A 5,337-nucleotide genomic window follows, 5' to 3' on the forward strand; every position below is an offset into this window, starting at 1 on the left:
TTTTAGACATTAAAAATACTCCCCTTAAAGTAGCCAGATTTTTATTTTTTAATCTGTCTACCTTATGGGGAGCATATCAATAGCGGACAGCTCTCTTTATTCATTTAAATACTCTGCAAATCTTGTTTTTACTTTTTCAATTGGAACTGCCAACCCTCTTGAAGGTTCTTCATCAAATAGACCAGGAACCGTTCTCGCATATACAACGCCAATGACTTCACCAGCTTCTGTAAGTACAGGACTTCCGCTGTGACCGCCATAGATTGGTGCAGAAATTCGTAAAATCTCAAAGCCTTCTTGTTGATCTAAGACCTCTCCTTCATTAACAATTTGCTGCTGGGTAAGCGGGTTTCCTATGACTAGAATTCGCTCATCACGCTCTGCCCCTACATCACTCAACGGTAAATATGGCAGTCCATCTGCCTCAATTTCAAGCAGCGCTAGATCCAGCCCTTCATCAGAATCAACGATCTCTGCTACATACTGATCACCAGAAGGTAACGTGACAGCTAATGGTCCTCCGCCATCGACAACATGATCATTAGACACAATAAGTCCCTCGCTTGATACGATAAAACCAGTGCCACGTGACTGTTGGTTCTGGATCAGAACGACTGATTCCATGCTGTTTTGTACCATCTCATCCTCTGAATATTGTTCCGTTCCACGAAGGAGCTTAAGGGAATCTAAACTAAACACATTCAGCCAGATGCTTAGGACATTGACTACTAATAATAAACTGATGCCTATAGCAATCGATCGAATGATAAACTGTTTTCTTTTGCGTTTCTGTTCAAGCAGCTCAGGATCTACCTCTTCTGCTTCATCAAATAAGAAATCTTCTAGCGGTGGTTCTCCGTAAGGATCTTCCTCAGTGTTATTTTCCATTATATCTTCATCTAATTGATCATTTTTTGTTTCATCTGAATCATCTCGGTGCCTAGACACTATCTCAATAATCCCCCTTACTCTAGCTTCTCTAAATCACTTGTATATAGAATTTTCGTTTTAAAAATTGATTCCATCTGTTTAATGAAAACATCTTGATTAGGTGTGAATGTTGCCATCTGATCATAAATCGCAACCGTTTTAAAGCCGCGTGCATATGCCCCGTACACAGTAAGGAAATTGCAAATATCGGTGCATACACCTACAACATATACTTCACCAACATCCGCTGCAAGTAATTCCTCCTCTAAATTCGTGTTAAAAAATGCGTCATATTCAGGCTTTGGAATATAGAGGACACTCTTATTTTCTTTGTTTTTATCGTACCACGTCTCGAGTTCACCGTACAATTCTTGCCCCTTCGTTCCGATAATATTATGCTTTGGCCATAGTTCAAAATGGGGATCATCTTCTGTATGGGCATCCATACAAACGGCGACCACGTCTCCCTTTTCAAGAAACAAATTTGCTGTACGTACAATATCGGGCACAATGGTCTGTGCAGGAGTACCGACCGTTAATCCGCCATCATCCGCTACAAAATCATAACTCATATCTACGATCAATAATGCTTTTCTACTCATTTATCATCCAGCCCCTATTTTAAATGTGTGAATATTGCCTTGCCTCCCTAGGTTCGACAAATCTCAATTGTATTCCTGTTTAAGCGCACACATTAACGCGTTTTACTGTTATTACATTCGCTGATACATTATAATGAACGACATACTAGACTACATTTGGAGGACTGTTCAGTGAAACCAATAACGATTGAAGAAGTACAGCCTTTGATTAATCAATTTGCTAAGCAGCCCGTATACATACATCTTGAAACAACAAACGGGGCCTATGCGAGTCATTTTGATCAATCTTTTTTCTCAGCTAGTGCTTATATAAGAAATGCAAATGTTACATACGAGCATGGAAAAATTATAGGCGAGGGTCCTTTTCGCGCAGGTCTTAAAATTGAAATAGGCTGGGTCTATGCAGAGGGATTGACTCACTTTGAATTAGATCAAGAAGGTCGTCTGCTGTTAGCTGGACATGGCTTTGACGGAAAACTAGCCGTGGCGCTTGAAATCAGTAAAACACCATTCGAATAATGAGTAAAGGAGTGAATGTCCATGACTACAAGTAATGAAAGACATGTTCTTGTCATTTTTCCTCATCCAGACGATGAAGCGTTTGGAGTGTCAGGAACCATAGCGATGCACACATCTAGCGGAACGCCTGTTACATATGCTTGTTTAACACTAGGAGAAATGGGAAGGAATTTGGGGAATCCTCCTTTTGCCACACGTGAATCTCTGCCCCTTATCCGTAAAGAAGAGCTGAAAAAGGCTGCGGAAGCTATTGGAATCACTGACCTTAGAATGATGGGGCTGCGTGATAAAACATTAGAGTTTGAAGATGATGATCAAATGGTTCAGTTGGTAAGTGACCTTATTATTGAATGTAATCCGTCTCTTATTATCAGTTTCTATCCGGGGTATTCCGTACACCCTGACCATGAAGCGACAGCTAGAGCTGTTGTACGTGCGGTTAAAAAGGTGAAAAAAGAAGACCGGCCGACTCTCCACTGTGTCGCCTTCTCAAATGGACATGAAGAACATATTGGCAAAGCAGACGTCGTTCACTCGATCAGCCCGTTTGCTAATCAAAAAATGGCTGCTTTAAGAGCACACATCTCACAAACTGCTTGGATGTTAAAAGACCTTGAAGAAACGTTAGTAAAAGGAGATCAGCCAGATGCTGCAGTGAAATTTTTCACTGAACAATTTTGGACTGTGGATGTGGATCAATTAGAAGTGTAACTAAATAACTTTTCCATACAAAGAAGAACATGCGCCCCTGCCTGCGGGACTGCATGTTCTTCTTTAGAATATCCACCAGATTAATACAATAATAACCGTAATGATTGGCAAGATAATTAAGTAAACGAGGGACAAGTTCGTAATACTACGTTTGCTTCCATACTGTTCATCCTCTTGCTTTGTTAGGGCAAGAGTAATCACTAGAGCTGCGATACATGTGATGATAGCGATTATAAATAAGACCGTCATACTGTTGAACTCCTTTTTTATCAATTCATTCCATTTTATCATTAAATGACTTCCACATCTAATGAAATCCCTTTCCTAAAAGAATTGCTCATTTATGCATAAGACATGTTAAACTATAAGAACTTTCATTTTAAAGGAGACGTTATTTTGACACAGCCAACCTTATTATTAATTGATGGTTTTAATTTACTGAGCAGAGGATATTTTGCTACGTCTTATGGCAGAAGTGATGATCAGCTTAGTAAAAATAGTGATGGTTTATATACAAACGCCCTGCGTGTGTTCTTTCAAAAATTAATGAATTTAATTCATGAACATGATGTCACGCATGCCGCAGTAGCATGGGATGTTAAGCGTGAAGATTCAGTTAGACGCCAATATGCTCCGACTTACAAAGAAACACGTAACGACCTCCCTGCTCCGCTTATTGAGCAATATGAAACGTGTACTCGCATCTTAGAAGATATGGGAATATTGCAGGTAACGGTTCCGCCTTATGAAGCCGATGACGCAATCGGAGCACTTTCCTGTCAATGGTCGAAGAGAAACGACGGACGCTGCTTGATTTATAGTAATGACCGCGACCTTCTTCAGCTTTTAGATGAGCGCACGACTCAAATTATCGCAAGTAAAAAGGGAGAAATACTATACACTCATACACACTTCGAAGAGGAATATGGCATTACACCAACTCAGTGGATTGATGTAAAAGCTTTGCTTGGTGATAAGAGTGATAATATTCCGGGCTGTCCTGGGGTTGGAGAGAAGTCCGCTCTTCCGCTTATTCAGCAATATGGATCCGTTGAAGGTGTTTATAATCAATTAGAAACTGGAGAATTTGACCCTGCATATAAACGATATCAGAAGAAGCTGATTGCAGGTAGGGAATCGGCCATCCTCAGTAAAAAACTGGCTACGATTATTTGCGAGATTCCAGACCTTGAAGACACTGATTTTACAACTTATACATTTGAAATGGACCACGAGCGTGTGGAATCTGTTTTCCAATCAGTTGAATTAAAGATCAAACTGCATACAACCTTATTATAATGTCTAAGCTATCCAATTGCTGGATAGCTTTTTTAAAAGTCATATAAAGGAGCGGCCGGAGCATACTTCGCTTCTGACCACCTTGAAATCATAATCGAAGGCGGCAACCATGCACAATTTGGATCGTACGGAGCTCAAAAAGGCGACACCCCCGCCTCCATTTCTAATAAAGAAGAACAACTTAAACAAGTACGCGATGCATTATCTATGGGGATTACTCGTCAATACTAGTAAGAAAAAGCTGAGCGCTGCTCGGCTTTTTGATTTGAAAAAATGATCAAGTTCCTTTATAATACTGAACTTGTGTGATTCAAATTAACTAGAAAATAATTATTAACTAGAACACAATAAATTTAAAAAGGAGTGGTTCGGTGGTACTCGCAACTCTCACGACTGATGAAGTCAAAGAGCCAGAGGAGCTGCAGAAAGAATTAAATGAATTGGAGTTTCAAATGTTCCGGATGCAAGAGAATTTGAAACAAATTGCTAAACGGTGGCAGGTACTCGGCATCGAGCAGACCAAAGAAGAAAAATGGGTGATTGTGTACATCTTAGATGATGGAGCTCAGTGTAAAATTATGCTCAATGAATGTGACTCTGCCTTTAGAGGGGTCTGGGATTTTTCAATTCAAGCCACCTATGCAGATGATCATACGATCCACATCGGTGATATAAAAGGGGAAGAAAACAAAGGATATGGTTCGATCTGCATGAATTACTTAAAAAACCATGCCATGGATCAAAATGTCCAATACATTACCGGTGATATCGCACAACGCGATTGGGATCATCTTGACAGACTCATCCATTTTTATGAAAAGCATCATTTTGATGTAGAAGTAGATCATCAAGACAAATCTGGAGATCTTGTATGGAATCCAGCTTCATAATGATCAGGTAAACAACTTGTATGATCTAAGTTTATCGCTTCTGAAATATGTTTCGCTTTCCACGGTGAGCCAGTAAGCTTCCTCGGGCTTGTGCCCTGTGGGATCTCACCCCTGCTCTAGTCCCCATAGAAGCTCCCGTAATTCATCCGCTAAGTTATTGCTTTTTGTAATCATTATGTGGAGGATTTTGGTCTTCTTCCAAAAGCTATTTAACACAAAGTACCTCAAACATGGTTTAAAGCATAGCCTCCGCTCCTGAAATATACTCGCTTTTCGCGGGGAGCTAGTGAGTTTCCTCGGGCTTTTGCCCTGTGGGATCTCACTCCTGCTCTAGGCGAGGCCACTGAAAAAGTCCTTTTGTTTTCTGAGAGTGGTTGGTCGAATTT

The 5,337-nt window shown here is 40.3% G+C and carries 7 protein-coding genes and 1 pseudogene; 5 read left to right on the forward strand and 3 right to left on the reverse strand.

Features of this window, described 5'->3' with window-relative positions:
- Positions 1-96 precede the first annotated feature (96 nt).
- Together A33I_RS07745 and A33I_RS07750 are read right to left on the reverse strand one after the other, a co-directional pair.
- Complete coding sequence (locus A33I_RS07745; protein ID WP_022627927.1) at positions 97-948, reverse strand: S1C family serine protease; 852 nt, start codon at positions 946-948, stop codon at positions 97-99.
- Positions 949-965: 17 nt separating this feature from the next.
- Positions 966-1,532 carry a cysteine hydrolase family protein gene (locus A33I_RS07750; RefSeq protein WP_022627928.1) on the reverse strand — a complete coding sequence of 189 codons (567 nt, stop codon included), beginning with the start codon at positions 1,530-1,532 and terminating at the stop codon, positions 966-968.
- 171 nt (positions 1,533-1,703) lie between these two features.
- Here A33I_RS07750 and A33I_RS07755 point away from each other — a divergent pair, with 171 nt between their 5' ends.
- On the forward strand, positions 1,704-2,051 hold the full coding sequence (locus A33I_RS07755) for a YojF family protein (protein WP_012959160.1): 348 nt from the start codon (positions 1,704-1,706) through the stop codon (positions 2,049-2,051).
- Positions 2,052-2,072: 21 nt separating this feature from the next.
- Positions 2,073-2,762, forward strand: a complete 690-nt coding sequence (bshB2, locus tag A33I_RS07760) for a bacillithiol biosynthesis deacetylase BshB2 (protein WP_022627929.1) — start codon at positions 2,073-2,075, stop codon at positions 2,760-2,762.
- Between the two features lie 63 nt (positions 2,763-2,825).
- Here bshB2 and A33I_RS07765 read toward each other — a convergent pair whose 3' ends face one another.
- Positions 2,826-3,011 (reverse strand): hypothetical protein, encoded by a 186-nt coding sequence (locus A33I_RS07765; protein ID WP_031311511.1) that lies wholly within the window; start codon positions 3,009-3,011, stop codon positions 2,826-2,828.
- A gap of 147 nt (positions 3,012-3,158) precedes the next feature.
- Here A33I_RS07765 and A33I_RS07770 point away from each other — a divergent pair, with 147 nt between their 5' ends.
- The 3 genes and pseudogenes from A33I_RS07770 to A33I_RS07775 all read left to right on the forward strand — a co-directional run bounded on the left by A33I_RS07770 (position 3,159) and on the right by A33I_RS07775 (position 4,951).
- The gene (locus tag A33I_RS07770; RefSeq protein ID WP_022627931.1) at positions 3,159-4,061 is read left to right on the forward strand and encodes a 5'-3' exonuclease; all 903 of its coding nucleotides are present in this window, start codon (positions 3,159-3,161) and stop codon (positions 4,059-4,061) included.
- Between the two features lie 54 nt (positions 4,062-4,115).
- Positions 4,116-4,292 (forward strand): annotated as a pseudogene (locus tag A33I_RS20235) (alpha/beta hydrolase); the annotation flags it as partial.
- A 140-nt stretch (positions 4,293-4,432) separates the two neighbouring features.
- On the forward strand, positions 4,433-4,951 hold the full coding sequence (locus A33I_RS07775; RefSeq protein WP_022627933.1) for a GNAT family protein: 519 nt from the start codon (positions 4,433-4,435) through the stop codon (positions 4,949-4,951).
- The last annotated feature ends 386 nt before the right edge of the window (positions 4,952-5,337 follow it).

Source organism: Alkalihalophilus marmarensis DSM 21297 (assembly GCF_000474275.2).
Classification (GTDB): Bacteria; Bacillota; Bacilli; order Bacillales; family Bacillaceae_D; genus Alkalihalophilus; species Alkalihalophilus marmarensis.